The sequence below is a fragment of the Treponema putidum genome, from assembly GCF_024401155.1.
GTDB lineage: Bacteria > Spirochaetota > Spirochaetia > Treponematales > Treponemataceae > Treponema_B > Treponema_B putidum.
The window spans coordinates 289837-310415 of record NZ_CP038804.1; the positions used below are offsets into that span (position 1 = coordinate 289837).

17 protein-coding genes and 1 pseudogene are annotated in these 20579 nt (G+C 38.6%); 7 read left to right on the forward strand and 11 right to left on the reverse strand.

Features of this window, described 5'->3' with window-relative positions:
* The first annotated feature begins 179 nt into the window (after nucleotides 1-179).
* The 3 genes and pseudogenes from E4N74_RS01375 to E4N74_RS01385 all read left to right on the forward strand — a co-directional run bounded on the left by E4N74_RS01375 (nucleotide 180) and on the right by E4N74_RS01385 (nucleotide 4475).
* A pseudogene (locus tag E4N74_RS01375) lies at nucleotides 180-1074 on the forward strand (Rpn family recombination-promoting nuclease/putative transposase).
* Nucleotides 1075-1270: 196 nt separating this feature from the next.
* A complete protein-coding gene (locus E4N74_RS01380; RefSeq protein WP_255805907.1) occupies nucleotides 1271-2347 on the forward strand; it encodes a LysM peptidoglycan-binding domain-containing protein in 1077 nt (358 codons plus the stop codon).
* Between the two features lie 49 nt (nucleotides 2348-2396).
* Nucleotides 2397-4475: a flagellar assembly lytic transglycosylase gene (locus E4N74_RS01385; RefSeq protein WP_338113404.1), complete on the forward strand. Its 2079-nt coding sequence runs from the start codon at nucleotides 2397-2399 to the stop codon at nucleotides 4473-4475.
* A 14-nt stretch (nucleotides 4476-4489) separates the two neighbouring features.
* On the opposite strand, the gene E4N74_RS01390 is transcribed toward E4N74_RS01385, so the two are convergent.
* Nucleotides 4490-5971, reverse strand: coding sequence for an ATP-binding protein (locus E4N74_RS01390; RefSeq protein WP_145475218.1), 1482 nt, complete (start codon nucleotides 5969-5971; stop codon nucleotides 4490-4492).
* A 316-nt stretch (nucleotides 5972-6287) separates the two neighbouring features.
* Nucleotides 6288-7040: an SIR2 family NAD-dependent protein deacylase gene (locus tag E4N74_RS01395; protein WP_044979746.1), complete on the reverse strand. Its 753-nt coding sequence runs from the start codon at nucleotides 7038-7040 to the stop codon at nucleotides 6288-6290.
* 167 nt (nucleotides 7041-7207) lie between these two features.
* Here E4N74_RS01395 and E4N74_RS01400 point away from each other — a divergent pair, with 167 nt between their 5' ends.
* On the forward strand, nucleotides 7208-7894 hold the full coding sequence (locus tag E4N74_RS01400) for a PrsW family glutamic-type intramembrane protease (RefSeq protein WP_255805910.1): 687 nt from the start codon (nucleotides 7208-7210) through the stop codon (nucleotides 7892-7894).
* A 12-nt stretch (nucleotides 7895-7906) separates the two neighbouring features.
* Here E4N74_RS01400 and truA read toward each other — a convergent pair whose 3' ends face one another.
* Both truA and E4N74_RS01410 read right to left on the reverse strand, forming a co-directional pair.
* Nucleotides 7907-8713: a tRNA pseudouridine(38-40) synthase TruA gene (gene truA / locus E4N74_RS01405; RefSeq protein WP_255805911.1), complete on the reverse strand. Its 807-nt coding sequence runs from the start codon at nucleotides 8711-8713 to the stop codon at nucleotides 7907-7909.
* A complete protein-coding gene (locus E4N74_RS01410; RefSeq protein WP_255805912.1) occupies nucleotides 8713-9588 on the reverse strand; it encodes a DUF2225 domain-containing protein in 876 nt (291 codons plus the stop codon). Before E4N74_RS01410 ends, truA begins: the two co-directional genes overlap by 1 nt.
* Before the next feature lie 239 nt (nucleotides 9589-9827).
* On the opposite strand from E4N74_RS01410, the gene E4N74_RS01415 reads away from it, so the two are divergent.
* From E4N74_RS01415 to E4N74_RS01425, 3 genes are all read left to right on the forward strand, one after another.
* Nucleotides 9828-10841 carry a hypothetical protein gene (locus tag E4N74_RS01415; RefSeq protein WP_044978737.1) on the forward strand — a complete coding sequence of 338 codons (1014 nt, stop codon included), beginning with the start codon at nucleotides 9828-9830 and terminating at the stop codon, nucleotides 10839-10841.
* Nucleotides 10771-11370: an RdgB/HAM1 family non-canonical purine NTP pyrophosphatase gene (rdgB, locus tag E4N74_RS01420; RefSeq protein ID WP_044978738.1), complete on the forward strand. Its 600-nt coding sequence runs from the start codon at nucleotides 10771-10773 to the stop codon at nucleotides 11368-11370. The genes E4N74_RS01415 and rdgB overlap by 71 nt, the downstream gene beginning before the upstream one ends.
* 128 nt (nucleotides 11371-11498) lie before the next feature.
* Nucleotides 11499-13598 (forward strand): methyl-accepting chemotaxis protein, encoded by a 2100-nt coding sequence (locus E4N74_RS01425; RefSeq protein WP_255818569.1) that lies wholly within the window; start codon nucleotides 11499-11501, stop codon nucleotides 13596-13598.
* 56 nt (nucleotides 13599-13654) lie between these two features.
* On the opposite strand, the gene E4N74_RS01430 is transcribed toward E4N74_RS01425, so the two are convergent.
* From E4N74_RS01430 to E4N74_RS01460, 7 genes are all read right to left on the reverse strand, one after another.
* A complete protein-coding gene (locus E4N74_RS01430; protein ID WP_255818570.1) occupies nucleotides 13655-14488 on the reverse strand; it encodes a RipA family octameric membrane protein in 834 nt (277 codons plus the stop codon).
* A gap of 129 nt (nucleotides 14489-14617) precedes the next feature.
* Nucleotides 14618-14980 (reverse strand): hypothetical protein, encoded by a 363-nt coding sequence (locus E4N74_RS01435; protein ID WP_255818571.1) that lies wholly within the window; start codon nucleotides 14978-14980, stop codon nucleotides 14618-14620.
* Nucleotides 14981-15189: 209 nt separating this feature from the next.
* Nucleotides 15190-16437 (reverse strand): leucine-rich repeat domain-containing protein, encoded by a 1248-nt coding sequence (locus E4N74_RS01440; protein WP_255805921.1) that lies wholly within the window; start codon nucleotides 16435-16437, stop codon nucleotides 15190-15192.
* Between the two features lie 204 nt (nucleotides 16438-16641).
* On the reverse strand, nucleotides 16642-17352 hold the full coding sequence (locus E4N74_RS01445) for a DNA-binding domain-containing protein (RefSeq protein WP_255805923.1): 711 nt from the start codon (nucleotides 17350-17352) through the stop codon (nucleotides 16642-16644).
* Between the two features lie 841 nt (nucleotides 17353-18193).
* Nucleotides 18194-18412 (reverse strand): hypothetical protein, encoded by a 219-nt coding sequence (locus E4N74_RS01450; RefSeq protein ID WP_420832864.1) that lies wholly within the window; start codon nucleotides 18410-18412, stop codon nucleotides 18194-18196.
* Nucleotides 18413-18580: 168 nt separating this feature from the next.
* Complete coding sequence (locus E4N74_RS01455) at nucleotides 18581-19459, reverse strand: Rpn family recombination-promoting nuclease/putative transposase (protein ID WP_255818578.1); 879 nt, start codon at nucleotides 19457-19459, stop codon at nucleotides 18581-18583.
* 179 nt (nucleotides 19460-19638) lie between these two features.
* Nucleotides 19639-20565, reverse strand: a complete 927-nt coding sequence (locus E4N74_RS01460; protein ID WP_044978747.1) for an Rpn family recombination-promoting nuclease/putative transposase — start codon at nucleotides 20563-20565, stop codon at nucleotides 19639-19641.
* Between the last annotated feature and the right edge of the window lie 14 nt (nucleotides 20566-20579).

The window sequence follows — 20579 nt, forward strand, 5'->3', positions numbered from 1 at the left end:
CGGTAAGTGTGCTATAATACAATAAGTGAGGAAACAGTTATGAGTACTTCAAACAGAAAGTTGATAAAAAATGTACATACAGAGTACATTTTTTATCTTAGAGTTTTGCCTTAGCAAAACTCTTGAAGTTGAAACCTCCGCCATCCGTGGCGAAGCATAAAAGTAGAGGGTGTAGAAAAATGAGTAAACAGAAGCGCAATTATAAAGATTCGGTGTTTGTAGACCTTTTCAGCGAAGACGAAAAAGCAAAAGAAAAATTTTTGTCGCTGTATAATGCCTTGCATGGAACTAATTTGCCGCTTTCATGCCCTATAGAAAACATACGACTTGAAAACGTCATGTACATGAACATAATCAACGATGTTTCCTGCCTTGTAGACGGTAAAATAATTGTGCTCGCAGAACACCAATCTACGATAAACGAAAACATGCCTTTGCGTTTTTTGGAATACACCGCGCGTCTCTATGAAAAGTTGCAAGCACCGACAGACAGGTATTTAAGAAAATTGTCAAAAATACCTACACCTGAGTTTTATGTCTTTTACAACGGCACAGAAGACTATCCTGAAACTACGGTTCTAAAACTTTCGGATGCATTTATCAACAAAGTCCGAGCACGCTCCGCTGGAACTGACAGAGCAAGTCCTCAATATCAACACGGACAAAGCAAACAAAGTTTTAGCAGCCTGCAAGCCGCTTGAAGAATACAGTCTCTTTGTAGAAGGGGTAAGAAAACAAACCCAACTGGACTCAGAAAATGGTTTTACCAATGCGGTAAAGATATGCATAGAAAAAGGAATATTAAGAGAATACTTACAGCGAAAATCACGGGAGGTAATCAATATGCTAGTAGCAGAATACGACTACGATACGGACATTGCGGTACAGAGAGCTGAAGAAAGACAAATAGCTTTTGCCGAAGGAATTGAAAGAGGAATTGAGCAGGGGATTGCAGATGGTTCGTACCAAACAAAACTTGAAACGGCAAAATTGATGAAACATGCGAATTGTGAACTTGATTTTATTATGCAGATGACCGGTCTCACTAAAGAAGAAGTGGAAGCGATTAATTAATTGATAATGGATAATGGGGAATTACACATAAGTTTCTTTCTTAGTTTCATAAAAAAAATTCCTTTGCGCTTCTAGCAGCCATTGCGGTTAAAAATCATAAAAATCCTTACCCAAACTTGTTAAATTTATTGACAAGAACCTTTTTTGCGGTTAGAATATTAGTGCTGGAAGAAATGAAATTTTGCAGGAGGATGGTATGGCTTCAAAAATAGGAATTAAACTTGCAGACGGGAAATTTTTCCCAATCTTGGATGAAGATGCTTTGTCGGAACAATCTTTGGAATTGACTACAGTCAGGGATGATCAAGAAAGCGTTCAAATAAATTTATTTAAGCAATTTGAAGAAGAACCTCCCGAATACATAGGCTCCCTTATTGTAGAAGATGTTTCAACAGGAGCTGCAGGTGATCCAACTATAAATTTGAAAATAAAGCTTGATGAAGAAAAAAATCTTTCTGCAGAAGCTATCGATGAGGGTTCAGGTTCGCATCAGTCTCTAAAAGTTTCCTTAAAAAATCTTGATGAAGCAAGTCTTGACGGGCTGGATTTTGATTTTGCCTCGTTTGACGATTCTTTAGCTTCCGATTCAGGCATTATAGATAACGATGATTTTATGGTACCGGGTGAATCTTCTTCAATGGATGAACCTGATGAGGAAGAATCTCAGACCCATTCTCAGCTTTATGCTCACAATGAAGAAAAATCGGAAAAGAAAAAGATGCCCCTTTGGCTTATAATTGTAATAATAATTCTTTGTATAACGGCCTTGGTCTTTGCCATTCTCCTTTTAACAAAAAAAATGCCTTTTGCCGATAAGGATAAGATAGCTTCCGCCTCTGAAAAAGTTGAACAGGTGCAAGAGCCTAAAAAAGATGTAAATGCTACCACCTCTATTGTTCCGCAAGAAAATGCCGAAGAAAAAGCCGCTGCCGAAGCTAAACGTAAAGCGGAAGAAGAAAGACAAAGAGCCGAAGCTCAAAAGAAGGCTGAAGAAGAAGCTAAGCAGAAGGCCGAAGAAGAGGCTAAAAAGAAAGCTGAAGAAGAAGCTAAACAAAAAGCGGAGGCCAAAAAAAAGGCTGAAGCTCAAAAAAAGACAACCGTAAATTCCGGCGGTGCGGTACGGTACAAGGTTAAATGGGGTGATACTCTTTGGGATTTATCCGAAACCTATTATAAAACTCCTTGGCTCTATAAAAAAATAGCGGATTACAACAAAATAAAAAATCCGAACTTGATTATAGCAGGGACTTATATAGATATTCCGCCTAAATAATTTTTAAGAGGATAGTCTTATAACTTCTAAATTTAACCGCATTGCTTTAATCTTATTCTTTTTATTCCTTTGTCTTTGCAGCGTTTCCTGTGCGGGCTCTTACGATAAAGAGGAAGAAGCCCGCTTGATTGGTGACCTTTATTCAGAGAATTTTTATCGTTTTTTAAGGCCCCAACCTTTGGAATTAAAGAAGCTGTATAATACCGATCCTTCATCCTTGTACTACATAGGTCTTGCCGTTAAAAAGGCGAGTGTAGGGGCTTCGGATAAAAAAATATATGATGAATCGGCTAGGGCTTATTTTGAGTACGCAGTAAAAAATGTCCCCATGCCCTATAAAAAACTGGCCGATGATGAGCTTTATTCTCTTTTATCCACTGAAGAAAAACTTAAAATACTTGAAAAAAAACTTGCTTTACCCGAAGCTATCCAATTAGACAATAAATTAGAAAATCAAACAATAAGGGAAGAAATTCAAAGACTTCTATTCTTATCGGGAAATTTTAAAAAAATGGACATGTCCTTGCCTGAGTATCTTAGCACACAGAAATTTGATGCAGAGATTATTGAGGGCTTAAAAAATCTCGAAAAAAATAAAGATGAGTTAAAAAGCTGCGGAGATGATTTTTTTAATGTCTGTCAGGCCAGAAAACTTGTCTTTGATTCTGCCTTTAAAGATGCTTGGGAAATTTTTAAGCCCTTAATTCAAGAAGAAAGTAATCCTAATCTTGAACATAGAATGGTCTTATCGGATTTGGGAAAGGCTGCCTTATCCGGTTCGGAAGATTATGCCTCCGATGTTCTGCTTTTTGAAAATCGGCTTGATTTTTACGAAAAAAAATCTGCAAAACCTTCAGATTATATCCTACAAAAATACATGTATGCATTTTATGCAGCCCGAATGCGCTTAAAAATGGGAGGCAAAGATAATGTGGAAAAATCTCTTTTACTTTTTAAAAAAGCTAAAACTTATCCGCCTCAACCTTACGATTATGATATTGCCCTGTGGTACATTCTCGATATAGAAAAAAATAGGTCATTTAAGGTGTTTTTGGAAGAACTCTGTGCATCGGCCCCTTCATGGAAAAATAGTTCCATTTATGAAGAGCTTGCAGCTCATGCCTGTATGAAACTGGTCATTTTACAGGATTGGAAAAGCCTTGAAAAACTTCAAAAAGCCGTTCAAAAAACCAATCTATTGACGGCACAAGCCCGCCTTACCTATATACTTGCCGGCTCAAAAAGTATACCCGAAGAGGCAAAAAAACTTTACCTTGAAGTCTATGAAAAAAATCATAATTCCTTTTATTATAGGGCTATGGCTGCTTATAGGCTTGGCGTCCCCATGGCCTTGTCTGCCTGCAAACAAAATTATAAAAGAAAATCGAATACGGAATTTTCGGATGAAGATTCTATTAAAATTTTAGAAGGTTTTATAAAATATAAACTTTATTCTCAAATTTATCAAAAGATTACTCTTTTATACCCTCAAATCAGTGCAAAAGAAGCCGCTTTTTTTGCGCAAGTTTTATCTGAAAACGGCTATTATGCCGATTCGATGAGGGTTATGACTTTTGCGGTCAACTCTGAAGGTTCTCAATTTAATGAAGAGCATTTAAAATTAATGTATCCGCGTCCTTGGCTGGAATCGGTTAAACGCTATGCGGCAGAATACAACCTACCGGAGTATCTTTTATATGCCCTGCTCAGGAGTGAAAGTTATTTTAAGCCGGAAGTTGTTTCCCATGCAGGGGCTATAGGTCTTGCCCAGCTCATGAAGCCCACTGCCGCCGACATTGCCCGCCGCCTGCAGCTGGAAACTTATGACCTAAACAATCCCGATACAAATATCCGCTTTGGGGCTTTCTATCTTTCGGATATGATACGCCGCAATGGCGGAAAAATTATGCATGCTCTTTTTTCTTATAATGCCGGTCCTAATGCGGTAAAGCGTTGGGTAAGGCAAGCCGACGGCTTACCGATGGATTTATTTTTAGAGAGCCTCGCTTATGCGGAAACAAGAGGCTACGGTAGAAATATCCTATCTGCAGCCATTATGTACGGCTGCCTATATTACGGCAAAGATTACGGCGAAATTATAAAAGAATTTTTCCCCGATATTAGATAAACTTTTTTCTGCCCTTATTTTTCAAAGGCTGCTTCAAAGCGTGCACAAAGATTTTTAAGTTGCTCTTCGGATTTTATTTTAAATCTTTTTAGCAGGACTTCAGGAATTTGATAGTATTCTATTTTTCCCTGAGAAAAGTTAAGCATAAAATCTGCAAGACAAACGCTTTCGACTAAGTCCTTATGTTCTTCGGGGGCATTTTCGAAGTTATCCTGATACCTTATTGTTACTATTATAGGTTCGGGGAAGTTCCACTTTTCTGCAAGAGTTGCTCCTATTTCGGCCTGTGCCATTCCGCTCATAATCATATCCATAACTTGAGGAGGTATGTTTCTCTCAGCTTGGATTTCTGCCAACTTTACTACCAATTCAGGATACATTGAACCGAGTATAATCTTTCCAAGGTCATGGAGAAGACCGCAAATATAGGCATCGTCAACTACAGTCCTTTTTCCCGTAAGTTTTGCAACATTTAAGGAGAAAAAAGCCAGTCTGTAGGCATTTTCCCAAATTTGCTTTTGTTCGTTTTCCGTCGTTTCCAGTATTTTAATGGTTCCCATTGAGTACAGCAAATTCTGTATTCCGCGCAAACCTACAAATTTAACGGCTTCTACAATGTTCATACATGGTTTTGCAAGGCCGAATGCTACGGAGTTTACATGTTTTAGAAGGTCTGTTGCTAAACCGATATCGCTGCTTATAAGTTGTGCAATCTTCTGCATTTTCGATTCGGGATCGTTAATAGCCCTCTGTATTTGCATGATATTTTCAGGGAATTGCGGTATTTCGTTGATATATTCTACAATGGCCTTTGTGAGAGGCTCCGCTTCTTTTTTTAACTTCAATTTAAGGGGGATTGTAACACGGTTTACAGTTATGCCGTCTAAGACATCTATTTGATAAGCCTTTTCATCCAGTCCCATTTTTTTAAGCATTAGAACCATTATTACAAGGCCTAAACCGGCTCCTTCTGTGCTGTCTAAAACCTGTGTGAACGCTTCGTCTAATGAAGAGAATTGTCTTGCTCTGACTATTTTGTCAAAAATTCTTTTAAATTCTTGACGGGTTAGAGCCGAATTATTGCTGACCTCAAGGACTATATTATCTTTTTTTAGCTGTAGAGATAATTTTACATAGAGTCCTGCTTTTTTTTGAAGATCCAGATAATGGTCCATGTTTGAGATTGTATCTTCTTTAAAGTCCTTCATTCCCTGATCATAATCTTCTGAATCAGAGATGTCTAAGCCTCTTTCTTTAAAATAGACCCTCTTTGTATTTGCTTTTTTTGCATTTGTTGTAAGCTCGTTTGTGTAGTATACGATATAGTCCGTAATATCGGAACAATGAAGCTGTTTTAAAAATTCGGAAATAACGTCATTAATATAAATTTCCGTTTCTTTAGGCAGGGTATACGAAGTTATAGCTATAGGTACACCTAAGCGAATGGCCGTTTCAATTTTTTCTGAATCAACAATTATTTTTTTATCTTTTTCCATAGAATAATCCTACCACATAAATAAAAAAAAATAAATACCTTTTCTACTATTTATGATAAATTTTTCTCATTTTAACTATCGGCTTTAAGGTCTTAAATCTTAAATTTCATAATTTTGAATTCTATATTTAGAATAAAACAAAAAAATCGCCCCGGGAGTATGCGGACCGGGGCGATTAAAATAGAGTATAAACCATTCACATATAAATACTTTTATGAACGCTTTACGCAGGTAATTTTGGATAACTACCCGCAATCTGTGCCTGAATGTAAGTTACCATATTCTTACTTTTTTGTCAAGCGAATTTGGAAAAAAATTATAAATTTTTTAATTTTTTATCGATTTTTTCAAAAGTTTCTTCCAAATCCTCAAATAAAAGGTCCGTATAGGAGTCAAATTGTGTGGGCTGATTGTTTACTATTGCTATCTTACCTCCGTTTCTTAAAGTATAGGCCGGAAGAGCTGCCGCAGGATAAACCAAAAGACTGGTACCTAAAACCAGCATAAAATCAGACTTAGAGGCTTCCATTTCTGCTTTTATCAGAGCTTTTTGAGGCAGAGCTTCTCCAAAAAAGGTTATTGCCGGTTTTATGGGGCTTCCGCATTTGGGACATCTCGGTACTTCTCCCGTTTTAGCTGTCTTTGCGGCTTCTTCAAAGGTTTCGGTGTAAGAACAATTTATACAATAGTGAACCGATGGAGAACCGTGTACCTCAATGACATTTTTACTGCCTGCTTTTTGGTGGAGTAAATCGATGTTTTGGGTTATTACGGCCTTTAGAATTCCCCTTTTTTCAAGCTCTGCAAGGACGTTATGCACTACGGCAGGCCTTTTATCATCTAATCCATAGATAAATTCTTTTGCCATGCTGTAATAAACTGAAGGATCCCTATAAAAAACATCTATATCGAACATTTTTTCGGTATTCGGCTGTTTATAAAGGCCGTCCTTTCCTCTAAAGTCCTTGATTCCGGCTAAGGTGCTTATTCCTGCCCCTGTAAAGGCTGTCAGATGTTTTGCATTCATTATTGACTCAAAAAGCTTATCATAATCTTCTTCTTTAGACATAAATTCTCCCATAATGCGACGTTTGCCGAAAGGCAAACTCGAAGATAAACAGTGAGGCACCATTTGTGCCGAACTGTTTATCATATCTCCCTTAAATAGTATTATAAGTTATTTTTATCTTAAAATAAAGGGCTTGTTGCCTCTTGAATTTAATTCTTTTTCAATGTATGCTGACAAATATGCAGATTGCCGCAATCATGTTTTCTTCCTTTGCCCTTGCAATTATTTGGGCTTTTATTGTTAGGAAAAAAGAAAATTTATCGGTTAAACCTTTATTATATATTTTTTTGTTTTCATTTTTTGCTGTTCTTATTTCCATTTTAATGCAGACCCTTATATATTTTTTGTCTCAAAATTTTTTAAAAAAAGCTGGATATGGTATTCTTTTTGATTCTTTTATTCACTCTGCCTTGCCGGAAGAAGCCGTTAAGACCCTCCTTTTTTATATTTTTGTAAAATTGCTTTGGGCGGATAAGATGAAGAGTATGGATGAAATTACTCCGGCCGAAACCAGGACAAATATAAGGATTTTAATGCTTTTATCCGTTTTTTACGGTTTAATTTTTGCATCTTTTGAGAATCTTGCTTATGCGGTGCGTTATCCGGAAGCAATTTGGATTAGAAGTTTGACTTCAAATATTTTACATGCAGGTTTGGGTGTATATTATCTTGAAATAAGTATGGTACAGAAGAGAAGGAAACTTATAAAGCCTTTTATCTTTACATGGGGTATGCACGGTCTTTATAATATGTTTTTTTCTATAGGTTCTTATTTTGTAATTTTTGGAATCGTTATTGTGTTTTTTGTTATTTCAAATGCCGTAAACCGGTATGACCGTTTTAAGAGTAATTAGCTTTACTGCCTATTAAAAAGTCTTTTGCGGTGGTTTAAGCAGGTCTTTAGGATATTCTATTGCCCATAAAAAAAGACCGTGGGGCGGAGCGGTGGGGCCTGCCTTTTCTCTCACCCTTGATTCTAAAATGTCCTTAAAATCTTTTTTGGAAGCGCCTATTTCTTCTAAATGTAAAAGAGTTCCCACTATTGAACGTACCATCTTCCATAAAAAGGCGTTTGCTCGGATTTCAAAAATAAGATAATCGTTTTCGATAAAAAAGACCGCCTTTTTGATATAGCGGGACTTGCTTAGGCTTTGGTCTCCTGCTGCCGAAAAAGCCGTGCAGTCCAATTCTCCCGAAAGGCAGGAAGCCATTTCGTTTAAGCTGCATATATCAGGGTACCGCCTTATGTGCCAAGTATAGGGCTGCTCGTGGGCAAAGATTGTTTTGCCGCATTTGATTTTATAGCGGTATGTCCTTGAAAGAGCATTAAAGCGTGCATGTAATAGGGGGGACACTTCAGCTGCTTCCATAACCCTTATGTCTCTGGGCAAAATTGAGTTAAGGGCGGGCAAAAAATTTGAAGCCGTCATGCTTTTTATATCGCTAAAAAAGTTTACGGCTTGACGGGCTGCGTGTACTCCTGAATCAGTGCGGCCGGAGCCGTTTGTTTCGATAGGGTGTTTATGAATTTTGGCTAGGGCTTTTTCCAATTCTCCTTGAACCGTACGGAAGGTTTCAGTTCCTTCTCTGGTCTGTTTTTGCCATCCGCAAAAATTCGTACCGTCATATGAGAGGGTAAGGAGAATGTTTTTTTGATTTTGAGGGGCTTCCATTAATCATCCACATCCTTTAGCTCTACCTTGAGTGTATCATAGAGATTTCTTGCAGCTTCCAAAATCGGGCCTGGCTTGTTTTTACTTGACTTACCTAAACCGAACATTTTTGCAAGGGCAAATTTTTGATAATCCAAACGCTTTAGACGCATTTCCATGTCCAGTTTTTGGCCGTATTTATATTCAAGAAGGGCAGAAAGATAGATTATGCCGTCATAGCCGTAGTTTTTATCCACATCAGGGCCGAATGATTTTAAGCCTGCTATTATTTCTGTCCCGCTTGATTCCAATTCAAGGGCACGGCGGTAAAGGAACGTTGCTTTTTGGTAAAACAGATCCGAAACATATTTGTAATTTTCTTCAGGATATTTTTTGCCGAGCTCGTTAAAAAGCCAAGCCGCTCTTATTGCACATATAGCCTGCTTGATTGTAGGGGAGAATTTTTCTTCAAACAATTCATAGCATAAAATGGCAAGGTAATAGGAAGCAGCTCCTTCTTTTAAGCCTCTGGGTTTTGTAAAATCCACATTGTGAAAAAGACCTTTTATTGCATCATATCTTACTTCCGTATTTTCAAAAAGTTTTTCGATAACGGGACGGGAAGGAATTGAAAAATCTTGAGGAAAGGCCGCATAAAGACACTTGTGACATACCGTTAAATTGTACACGGCCGGAAATATTTCACCGTATTTTGCCGAAGGTTCATAAAGCCGGCGTAATTCGTCGGTCAGATCTCCTGCTATAAGTCTCCCTCCGCCGGAGTGTAGTTCTTCTCTTTTAAATTTTGTACTGCACACGGGGCACTGTACCTGCTCTTTTGAATAAAAAGTTATGCTGCTTATCCGTGAGTCTTTTTCAGTATTTTTTTTTATCATCGCTTTATTCCCCATTATTGATTATCGGTACTTTTTTGTATTTTTAAGACTTATATTCCGAACCTTTTTATGGAAATTCTCATTTTTTTAATGATACTATTTTCAGTCCGGAAAAAAAAGCATAAAACTAATTTTCTATTCTATAAAAATCAAACAATCTCCATCTTTATTTGCTATTTATGTTTGGCACCCTTTTTGCTTGTAAAAATATATTATTTAAAGTTAAAAGGAGATAAAAAGTGATTATAAGTTTAGAAAAAGGAGAAGAATTTGTCAATACCTATAATAGCGGTAACACAAATTCGTCAATAAAAGAAAAAATTGTAATGGAAATTTTTGAAATTGTTTATGTAAATTTGGAAAAATTCGGGGTATATTTTAAAGATGAGGATTTGCGTAGTGATTTTTTATTTCAATTTTATTATAGAATTCCTAAAATTTTAAAAAATTATAAGCCTTCATTATCAAGTTTTTATACCTATCTAACCAATCATCTGCATTTTTATTATTTAACCTTTAAGTGTAAAAATATAAGGCGTGAGATAAATGATACCGTTATAGCCGGTCAAGAGGGCACAAGATGGGAGCACCTTATGGGAGAATATGATTTAGATGAAAATTTTAATTTTTATGTTGCCGAACCTGAATCTAAGTACTGTAAAATACAAAAGCCGAATTCTCTTTTGCCCGAATGTAAAATTTCCAAACAAGAACTGGAAAATAGAAGAACTCTTTATTTTAATATGCCCTTAGAGCATAGAAAAATTTTTTTACTGGCTTGTAAGGCTTGCTTTTTTCTTGATGATGATTTAATAGACAAAATCGCTGCGGAAATTAAGATTGCTCCTGAGCTTTTATGTTCTATCATTCAAGATTTAAAAACGGCTTGTTTTAAACGCTTTGAAAAAATAAATAACTGCATTTGTAATAGAAACAGGTATTATGTAAAGATTCAGCTTTTTAGATATCTTTTATTCCATACTCATAATACAAAATGCCAGCTTGATAAGCTTTGTTTTTCGTTAAAGCATAACCGCTATTTATGGCAAAAGTCAAAAAAATTAAATAAGGTTCAATTAAAATCGCCCAGCAGCAGGGATATACAAAAATACATAAATGTATACAAGGGAACAATCGATAAAAATATTGCAAAGGTTTTAAAAATTTGGTATACTTCCGGCCATGAAGATATATCTGGCATCAGGAAATATAAACAAAAAGCGGGAAGTTCAAGAGCTGCTTCCGTCTCATAGGATTGTTTTACCTAAAGATGAAGGTATGGAATTTGATCCTGAAGAAACAGGAAGTACTTTTTTTGAAAACTCAATGATAAAAGCGAAAGCTCTTTATGATATTGTAAAAGCTCCGGTTCTTGCAGATGATTCCGGCCTTTGTGTCGACTTTTTAAACGGAGCCCCGGGTGTTCATTCCGCCCGATACGGTTCCATTGAAGGAGAGCATGTTTCAGCTGAGGCCGGTATTATCAAGGTTCTTAATGAGCTAAAGGGAGTAAAAAAGCGCTCGGCTTTTTTTGCATGTTGCATTGTTTTTCTTTTAAACGAAAACCGCTTTTATTCGGTTCAGGAAATATGTGAAGGAACTATAAGCGAAGCTCCGTCAGGGGCGGGCGGTTTCGGCTACGATCCGATATTCTTTGTGGAAAAGTTAGGCAAAACTTTTGCCGAACTTACTTCTGAAGAAAAAAATTCCATTTCTCACAGAGGCAAGGCTCTTGTTTCAATTTCAAAGCTCATAGAACCTCTCAAAACTTCAATTTTTTAGAGATTCTTATTATACTTAAATTAAGAAAGTCTTCAATAACTAATTTTTTTTTACGAGGGGATAATTGATATATTTTATATTTTTGTATATACTCAAACCGTTAAAATGTTAAACTGGATGAGGTTAATATGAAAAAGAAAAAGCATTTCTCAATACGGAAAAAATTATTGATTGTTTTCGGATTATTGATTATGTTGGGCGGAGTTATACAGGGCTCCGTATCGTGGTATACCTTTAGAAAGGCAATGATTAGAGATGTCGAAGAACGCTTAACGGATAAGGCTGACGATATTGCTACCCTTGTGGAAAGCATAATAGATGTCGATTTTGAGTATTTAAGAGGCGTTGCCCGTATTCCCGATTTAAATGATGATAGTTTGTCATATCCTCAAAAATCCGCACGGCTGCAGCAGGAGCTCTCCTCTGATAACGATGGAGCTTTTTTAAATATATGCGACTTAAACGGCAATACATATTATATGGACGGAAGAGTGGTTTCGGTTGCAGACAGACATTGGTATAAGACGGCTCTTGAAGGAAACTATTTTATTTCGGAACCCTATCTTTCTCCGGATACGGGTAAGATTCACGTCGTTTTTTCTTTGCCGATTTACAACACAGACGGTGAAATTTCGGGTGTTATGTGCGCAGGGCTTCAAGGGCTTATTTTGTCGGAAGATATTAAAGAGCTTGTTATCGGTAAAACCGGTTACTGCTACATGATGAGTAAAGACGGAACCATTATTGCACATAGGGACAATAAGCTTGTTTCCGGTTTTGTCAATTATCAAAAACTTGCGGAAAAGAATAGCGAGTTTGCTTCCATTGCCGCATTCCAAAAAAAGGCCTTGCAGGACCAAGAGCCGGGAGTAGGTTATTACACGCTTGACGGAGAAAAAAATATCGGCGCTTATGCAAAAATGGAAAGGAGCGGATGGACGATCGTTATACGGGCTCCTGTAAGCGAATTCTTAATTTCGCTTAATACGCTGACACGCGCAATCATAATTTCAGTTATTATAATACTGCTTGTAACAATAGTTATATCGTTTATTATTTCTACAAAGATGGTAGGTCCCGTGCAGACCGCCGTGAATGTTCTTAGGGATATTGCGCAAGGCGAAGGCGACTTAACCGTTCAGCTTCCGCTTATCGGAAACGATGAGGTTACGCAGCTGTCGGAATATTTTAACGAAACAATCGAAAAAATACGTCTTTCTATTAAATCTGTGGATTTAAATGCCGGAACAATGCAGAGCATCGGTGACGAGCTTGCAGGTAATATGACGGAGACTGCAAGCGCAGTAAACCAAATAAGTGCAAACGTTGAAGGTATTAAACAGCAAGCTATTACTCAGGCGGCAAGTGTTAGCCAGACATCGGCAACCGTCGAAGAAATTATCAATACGATAAAAAAACTTGATGACAGAATAGAACTGCAGGCGGCAAGCGTCGCCCGTTCCTCGGCTTCGGTAGAACAAATGGTTGCAAACATCGGCTCAATTACTCAAACTCTTGAAAAAAGCGACGGTGCCATTAAAACCCTTGCGACGGCAACCGCCGACGGAAAAGACACCGTGCTAACTTCAAATACAATCACGCAAAAAATAGCCGAAGAATCCGGCAGCCTTTTAGAGGCTTCAAGCGTTATTCAGCACATTGCAAGCCAGACAAACCTCCTTGCGATGAATGCCGCAATCGAGGCTGCCCACGCAGGCGAAGCCGGAAAAGGTTTTGCAGTCGTCGCCGATGAAATAAGAAAACTCGCTGAGGATTCCGCTGCTCAAGGTAAGACCATCACCGCCGTATTAAAAACCTTAAGCAACGAAATTGAAGTCTTGTCGGCTTCTTCCAAAACCGTTGAAGAAAAGTTTAATACCATCTTCTCGCTTTCCGAAGAAGTAAAGACGATGAGTAATAGTTTAACCGAAGCGATGAGGGAACAAGAAAACGGCAGTAAAGAAGTGCTTGCCGCTATCCGCGACATCAATGCCGTAACGGTAGAAGTAAAAGAAGGTTCCGCCGAAATGTTAAGAGGCGGCGAGCAAACTGCCGAAGAAATGCAAAAGCTGGACGGTCTTACACGGGTTATTACCGACGGAATGAACGAAATGGCTGCCGGCGTTATCGAGATAAATAATGCAGTACAGGAAGTAAACGAAATTACTCAAAAAAATAAGATAAGCATTGAAAACCTGGCGGATGAGGTTAAGAAGTTTAAGATTTAAATTAATGACTAATCGGTAATGGGCAATTTGTAATTAAATTACCCATTACAAATTTTCTAATTATCAAAATATGAGGAGCCGAGTTTTTTCTTTAAGCGGCTAAAAAGCAAAAAGAGAAATATGGCCGTTATAGGGAAGATGATGAGAATGGGCGGCAGCGGGTCGGTAAAGAGGTTTTTACAAAGCCAATAAATGTGGAAAAATAGGGCAAGGATAAAAAACTTTAGGCTTATTATGACTATCATTATGTTGACCTTAGAAACCGAAAAAGAGCCTGCAACGGTCGAAAGGAGATTCTTATCTATAGGGTCGTTATGGCGATTTTTAAGATGCCCAAAAACATATTCGGTGTATCTTCCGGTTTTTTTATTGCAAAAGATTTTATCAAGAGCCGATTCGGCTTCGGCTTTGTCTTTCCAAAACAGAGGGTTATCGCTCATCGCTGCTAAATTGCTTTCATAAAGCTCGTACCAAGCCTTTGAGCCCTTGCCCATGATAATCCAGAGCACCGAAAAGATTATACCTAAAAGACAGATGACGATTGGAACCGCACCCGGCATAAAAAGTGCCGAAAACGGCTTATCTTTTTTTATTGAATCCTTAATTTCGAGGTTACTGTTTGGGTTTATGATTAGTGTATACTTCGTTGAGCCGTCTACCTCTTTTTTGACCGCATTAAGTGTTGCGGTAATTTGATTTGGGTTTAAGTTGGGAATAAAAATGTCTTTTATATAAAGGGCATAGGCACTTGCAATGCCCAGTAAAAAAACTGCAAGAAAAACAGACCTCTGCCAAAGATGTTTAAGCTCAAAATCCCTGCCCCGCCAAAGGTAATCGTACATATCCTTTGCGGTGGGTCTATCCTTTTCATTCTTTGTTGTATCAGCCATAAAAGAGCTCCTTATTTTGCAGTGATGTTTTTACAATAAGTTTCGAATATTTTGGCGACGGTTTTTTTGTAATACCGATTGATAGTAATAGTTTTTTCGGCAGGTTTAAGATTTTGGGCTTGTGAACTTTCATTGGTTTCCTGATATTTTTCTTTTTTTGTCTATATCTTTTTTAGGTGTATCTACCATATGTTTATCCCTGTCATCTTCTAATTTTTTAAGAGCTTTGTCATAGGCTTCGGTTAATAAATGGTTTTTATTCTTTTCTTTATAATATAAAAAATTTAGAATACAGAATAAAATATTTAAAACCGACATAACAACTGTGATAATTGAACAGATTATAAATACCTCAACCTCCCAGTCATTTTTGCGGAATATATACAAAGTTACAAAAGCGATTATAAGAACTATATTTGATACAGTAAAAATTATACAGCAGCATAAATTGGGACAAATATTATTATCTTCTTTTTTTCTATTTTCACACATCCTTTTTTCTCCTTTTATTCGTGTGTCGGGGTTGTTGTTCTCATAATGGGGCTGTCCAAAAACTTCAGTTTTTGGACAGTTTCCTTGATTTTATATGCGATGTTTAAAATTAAGTCATTACTGTACAAAGACTTAATTTTAAACTCGTCGGGGATGGCGAAAAAGTAACAAACTTTTGAGACATCCCCACTGCAAATTACCGATTGATTTTAATCTTTCTTCCAGATGAAAAGAGCATAACCGCCCTCATATTTGCATAAATACTTTGCCGCTTTTGAAGGATCCCTTAAATCGTTTGCAACTATATCCTGATATCCTCCACTGTAGCCATACCTACGCCACCCTGTTGGGTCTTCGAAGACGGCACTTTCTAAATTTGTATCCACAAAAGCCTCCCTGCCTATTGACTTAAGGCTTGCAGGCAGGTTTATAGTTTGTAAACCCGTACAACCGCAAAAAGCTCTTCTTCCTATATACGTAAGGCTTGCAGGCAGACTGATACTTGTTATGCCGGTACAATTATAAAAAGCTCCGTCATAGCCCGTATCATACTGATCAGTTCTTATTCCGGTAATACCTTCCGGGATTATTATCTTGCCTTTAGGTTTTGATCCGTTGTAGCCCTTATCATTTACCGTTTCAAGTGCTTTTCCTTTAATATTAAATCGGGTATAGTTGGTTACGGCGTATACGGTCATGTGTTTGTCTATTGGGTAGGTATCGACAAGTTTTATTCCGTTTTCATCGCCGAGCCTCCACTCATAGATGCCATAATCTCCGTTATTATCTTCGTTATTCCATTCGGTTGTTAAGCTTACTTTGCCTGTTGCCTCAGCTTTTATATCGTTCCACGTTTTACCCTGATCGATTGTTAGTATATTTTCGGATATGACTGTTCTTTCATCTCCTTTTACGGTAATTCTGTACTTGGTAGCCCATAGGGCCTTGTAGGTTTCAGCCGGTAAAGCCGGAAATGTAGAGGGGAGTTCCGGTTCCCAGCCATCAAAAATAAGGGGGTCTTTTTTCAAGTTTGTAAGCTCCGGTATTTTTGCTCCGAATTTTCCTGTTAGGAGCTTTGTAGAGTCTTCTCCGTCCGTAAGCGGTGTGGTCGTAGTTCCGCCGTCTAAATTAAGTTTAAGAGTGATTGTTTTTCTGTCATACTTAATTTGCACTACAGTGGAGCCGTCAGCCTTTATTGCCGCTTGACTAAAACCTTGAGCAGTAAAACCTGCGTATGGTTTAGCTGCTGCAGAGGTAGTTTCGTCGGCCTTGCCGCTTAATGTTTCCGTTTCGTACAAGGTGTAATTATCGTCTGCAATATTTTGCTGCAAATGTTCTACCTTGTAATTATACTTAGGGTCTACTTTAGGCTTACAGCCTGTCAATCCTATCAGCAGTCCTGCTGCCAATACCAATGCAGTAAGGTTTACTGCCCGTCTTAAATTAATTTGTTTCATTATAAAAATCTCCTTATTTTGTTTGGATTGACGGGTCCCAATCCAGTAGGACGTTTCGATTACAATACGTCTGCTGTAGATTATGTACTACGGCAGGCGTAGACTGTGTTCTACGGCTGACGAAGCTTATAATCTGCGGCCGGCGCAGATTATGTACTACGGCTGACGTAGATTAGTATCTTTGCCTGCCGTAGAACCGTTTGTTTAAGCGGTGCACGTAAGCGGTTTATCGAATCTGCCCGTTTTAAGGGTTTTGCTTTTTTGCGATGAACCGATCATCTTTGTGCGCACTTCGATGTACCAGTTGCCTGCTGCTAAATCGGCGGGGATTATGGCCATAAGGCGGGCAGGCTTGTTTTCGGCGGTTACGGCTGCACGGACGGGGGCTCCCGTTTCGGGCACAAAGAAGATGCCTTGAGAGGCGTCTTTTGCGTCGAATTTAAGACGGCTTCCTACTAACTGAACTACTCCGCCTTTAGTGAGTACTTCGTTTACCTTGCCGGAAACGATGTCGGCGACTTCGGTGATGTAGGGGCCGGTGCTCGCTCCTTCGGTTTTTTCGCATTTGACTTTTGTAACAGCCTCGCGCAAAAGGGAGCCGGCGGTTAGGTTTAAGTTTACCGTGTGCCGCTTTTTGTCGAAAGAGTCGTTCGCCCCGTTGAACACGCCTGAAATGCTCAAAGAGGTATTCATAAGCGGGGTGTTGACCGCCGATCCGTCTGCAATGAGCGAGGCGCATACTTCGCCGTAGATTTGCAGTACAGCCGCAACGTCGGCCCTCGTGAGCGTGGAACCTTTTTGCATCATAAGGTCGATAATCTCGTCAAGGGTGTACGAGCGCACATCCTGTGCCTGCGCCATGTAATCGTCCGGCGCAGGGGTGAGTAAGTTTTCTCGTAGTGAATACTTTAACATCTCTTTGCCTCCTAAAAATTGTTTTTAAGGGGAGGTGTCCCCTTAGACCCCTCGGTTTTCTTAGGGAGAGAGAGGACACCTCGTTCAGAGCAAGGTTTCCTCTCTCTCCCTAAAACCCTCTCTCTCCTTCCCGCGCTGCCAAAGGGGACACCCCTTTGGAAACCCCGTTTATAGGCGGGGTTCTTAGGGGTGGAACCCCTAAGCGGTTCTTTTGAAGAAAGGTGGGGCCATAGGAGAGAGTAACAACCAACGAAGTTTCGAGGTTAAGGAACTTTTATCCGAAAAAGTGCCGTTCCTCCCCTATTCATTTTGGATTGATGAGTCTCAATCCGTAGGACGTTCCTATTATTTCTTTGCGAAGCTGAGCGAAGCTCAACGCTTTGCGTTCCTTGCGGTTTATTAAACGGTGTAATGTAAAAAACGCACGAAGACGGTAATCCTGTCTTGTGCGTGTTATCGGTTGAGAAAATCGTATTTTTGGGTGTATTTTTATTTGGGCAGACTGCGCACTTATGCCGCTTGCCGCTTGCCGCTTGCCGCTTGCCGCAAAAATTATGAAAGCGTTGTCAAGCGTGTCAAGTGCTTTGCACGGTGCTTTGCACGGTATTTTTGCAAAACTTGTCAAAATTTTATGTTTTGACATTGCATTTTTTTTGTGAGAATGTGTATAACTGCCGACTGAGCGTTTATCTGTCATTACTGTGAAGTATAGCATGTTTATACGCAGATTTCAACCTTTAGGGGAAAGATTTTTTTTATTTAACCGCAAGGGGCGCAGAGGAATTTTTTTTATGAAATTAAGAAAGAAACTTATGTGTAATTCTACATTATCAATTACACATTAATTAATCGCTTCCACTTCTTCTTTTGTAAGGCCGGTCGCTTGTGCTATATCTTCAATCGGCAATCTTAACCCGATTAAGTTTTTTGCCGTTTCAAGTTTTGTTTGGTACGAACCGTCGGCAAAGCCTTGTTTAATACCTTGTTGTATACCAATCCTTAAACTTTCTTCCCTCTGTACTGCGATGTCTGTATCATAATCGTATTCTGCTACTAACATATTTATTACCTCTCTTTTGCAAATATGCGGGCATCTACTGCGTCACACGGCAAAAAAGTGTCCTCGACGTATACCCGATACGCCTGCGGTACTTTTTTGCCTAACTTCTTGCATCTGCTCCGCCTATTTGCAAAAGTGCTGTCAGTAATATAGCGGAGAGATTCGGGTTCAAACGCTTTCCACCTCTTCTTTTGTAAGGCCTGTCATCTGCATAATAAAATCAAGTTCACAATTCGCATGTTTCATCAACTTTGCCGTTTCAAGAGCTTTTTTGTATGAACCGTCGGCAAAGCCTTGTTGTACTCCTTGCCGGATACCTATCCTTAAACTTTCTTCCCTCTGTACTGCGATGTCTGTATCATAATCGTATTCTGCTACTAACATATTGATTACCTCCCGTGATTTTCTCTGTAAGTATTCTTTTAAGATTCCTTTTTCTATACATATTTTTACCGCATTGGTAAAACCGTTTTCTGAGTCCAGTTGGGTTTGTTTTCTTACCTCTTTCACAAATAGACTGTATTCTTCAAGCGGCTTGCAGGCTGCTAAGACTTTATTTGCTTTGTCCGTGTTGATGTTTAAAACCTGCACCGTCAGTTCCAGCGGGGCGTGTTCAAGTTTTGTTATAAATGCATCAGACAGTTTTAGAACCGTAGTTTCAGGGTAATCTTCCGTGCCGTTGTAAAAGACATAAAACTCAGGTGTAGGTATTTTTGACAGCTTTCTTAAATATCTGTCTGTCGGTGCTTGCAACTTTTCATAGAGACGCGCGATGTATTCTAAAAAGCGTAACGGCATGTTTTCGTTTATTGTCGATTGGTGTTCCGCGAGGACGATGATTTTACCGTCTACAAGGCAGGAAACGTCGTTGATTATGTTCATGTACATAACGTTTTCAAGCCTTATGTTTTCTACAGGGCATGAAAGCGGAAGGTTCGTACTGTGTAAGGCGTTGTATAGCGACAAGAAATTTTCTTTTGCTTTTTCATCTTCACTGAAAAGGTCTACAAACACCGAATCTTTATATTTTCTGTTTGACGTAGTCATGACTATGCCCTCCTTGTCATATTATACCATATCTTCAGCAATTTTAAAAGGGCAGTTCTTTTAATTTAACCGCAAGGGACGCAGAGAGCGAAAAGGAATTTTTTTTATGAAATTAAGAAAGAAACTTATGTGTAATTCTTTATTATCAATTACACATTAACCATTGATTACTGCACTTTCTAAAGCTGTTCGATTTCTTCTTTTGTAAGGCCTGTCATCTGCATAATAAAATCAAGTTCACAATTCGCATGTTTCATCAACTTTGCCGTTTCAAGTTTTGTTTGGTACGAACCGTCGGCAAAGCCTTGCTGTATGCCTTTTTCAATCCCCTGCTCAATCCCTTGTTCAATTCCTTGTTCAATTCCTTCGGCAAAGGCTATTTCACGCTCTTCTGCACGTTGTACGGCTATATCGGTTTCATAATCATATTCGGCTAACAACATGTTCAATACCTCCTTAGTCTTGCGTTTTAGATATTCACGCAAAATATTGTTTTCTATACATTCTTCAACGGCTTTTTCAAAACCGTTTTGAGCATCTATTTCTTTCCACTTGCGCACCGTTTCCACAAATATGCTGTATTCCTGCATTGTCCGGCAGTTTTCCAATACCGGATGGCGGTTTTGCCGGTTTATGTTTATTACTTTAACAGTCAATTCAAGATTAGTTTCCGTTCCTCTTTCTATAAAGGCCTCCGATAGTTTCAGATTTTTATCAGAAGGATAGGCTTCCTCGCCATTGTAAAAAACATAAAATTCGGGAGTAGGAATGTTTAAGAGTTTGCGGCTGTATTTTTCTTTTGATTCAAATAGAGTTTCATAAAGGCGGCTGATGTACTCAAGGCAGCGTAAAGGCATATTCGGGTTGATTGTCGACTGATGTTCAGCAAGGACTATTATTTTATTATCTACAAGATAAGAAACATCATTATAGAATGTCATGTACAAGACTTGATCGAGGCGGATATTTTTTAAGTTCTCTATTGCCGTAAGTTTAGTATCATGCAAGGCATTATACAGCGACAAGAAATTTTCTTTTGCTTTTTCGTCTTCACTGAACAAATCGACAAACACCGAGTCTTTATATTTTCTATTTGACGTACTCATAGCGGTTTCCTCAC

Excerpts from the sequence above, each read along its gene's own strand:
- E4N74_RS01380 (WP_255805907.1), top strand. The coding sequence starts at position 1,271 with ATGGCTTCAAAAATAGGAATTAAACTTGCAGACGGGAAATTTTTCCCA.
- E4N74_RS01390 (WP_145475218.1), bottom strand. The coding sequence starts at position 5,971 with ATGGAAAAAGATAAAAAAATAATTGTTGATTCAGAAAAAATTGAAACG.
- E4N74_RS01395 (WP_044979746.1), bottom strand. The coding sequence starts at position 7,040 with ATGTCTAAAGAAGAAGATTATGATAAGCTTTTTGAGTCAATAATGAAT.
- E4N74_RS01400 (WP_255805910.1), top strand. The coding sequence starts at position 7,208 with ATGCTGACAAATATGCAGATTGCCGCAATCATGTTTTCTTCCTTTGCC.
- truA (WP_255805911.1), bottom strand. The coding sequence starts at position 8,713 with ATGGAAGCCCCTCAAAATCAAAAAAACATTCTCCTTACCCTCTCATAT.
- E4N74_RS01410 (WP_255805912.1), bottom strand. The coding sequence starts at position 9,588 with ATGATAAAAAAAAATACTGAAAAAGACTCACGGATAAGCAGCATAACT.
- rdgB (WP_044978738.1), top strand. The coding sequence starts at position 10,771 with ATGAAGATATATCTGGCATCAGGAAATATAAACAAAAAGCGGGAAGTT.
- E4N74_RS01425 (WP_255818569.1), top strand. The coding sequence starts at position 11,499 with ATGAAAAAGAAAAAGCATTTCTCAATACGGAAAAAATTATTGATTGTT.
- E4N74_RS01430 (WP_255818570.1), bottom strand. The coding sequence starts at position 14,488 with ATGGCTGATACAACAAAGAATGAAAAGGATAGACCCACCGCAAAGGAT.
- E4N74_RS01435 (WP_255818571.1), bottom strand. The coding sequence starts at position 14,980 with ATGTGTGAAAATAGAAAAAAAGAAGATAATAATATTTGTCCCAATTTA.
- E4N74_RS01440 (WP_255805921.1), bottom strand. The coding sequence starts at position 16,437 with ATGAAACAAATTAATTTAAGACGGGCAGTAAACCTTACTGCATTGGTA.
- E4N74_RS01445 (WP_255805923.1), bottom strand. The coding sequence starts at position 17,352 with ATGTTAAAGTATTCACTACGAGAAAACTTACTCACCCCTGCGCCGGAC.
- E4N74_RS01450 (WP_420832864.1), bottom strand. The coding sequence starts at position 18,412 with ATGTTAGTAGCAGAATACGATTATGATACAGACATCGCAGTACAGAGG.
- E4N74_RS01455 (WP_255818578.1), bottom strand. The coding sequence starts at position 19,459 with ATGACTACGTCAAACAGAAAATATAAAGATTCGGTGTTTGTAGACCTT.
- E4N74_RS01460 (WP_044978747.1), bottom strand. The coding sequence starts at position 20,565 with ATGAGTACGTCAAATAGAAAATATAAAGACTCGGTGTTTGTCGATTTG.